The 279-nt window shown below is 52.0% G+C and carries 1 protein-coding gene; it reads left to right on the top strand.

Annotated features, from left to right (window positions below):
* Positions 1-279 (top strand): class D sortase (locus HBA93_RS20855; protein WP_221724547.1); only part of this gene is annotated, 279 nt, incomplete at both ends.

Genomic DNA, 279 nt, shown 5'->3' with positions numbered 1-279 from the left:
AGGCTCTGGCTTTTGGGCCCGGCCATCTCCAGAACACACCCCATGCGGGGGAGAAGGGAACTGCCGTTTATGCCGCCCACCGCGATACGCATTTTGCTTTTCTCAAAGATATTGAGAAAGGCGATCTTATTCGCATTACCCGCACTGACGGCAAAACTTATACCTATCGTGCCACACAAATGAGTGTTGCGCGTTGGGATGAAGCGCAGATCGATATTCACGCAGCGGGTTCTCAGTTGGTTCTTGCAACCTGCTATCCCTTTGATGCGGTTACACAAG

Source organism: Ochrobactrum sp. SFR4, assembly GCF_019730395.1.
GTDB lineage: Bacteria > Pseudomonadota > Alphaproteobacteria > Rhizobiales > Rhizobiaceae > Pseudochrobactrum.
This window is presented reverse-complemented; position numbering and strand designations above follow the sequence as displayed.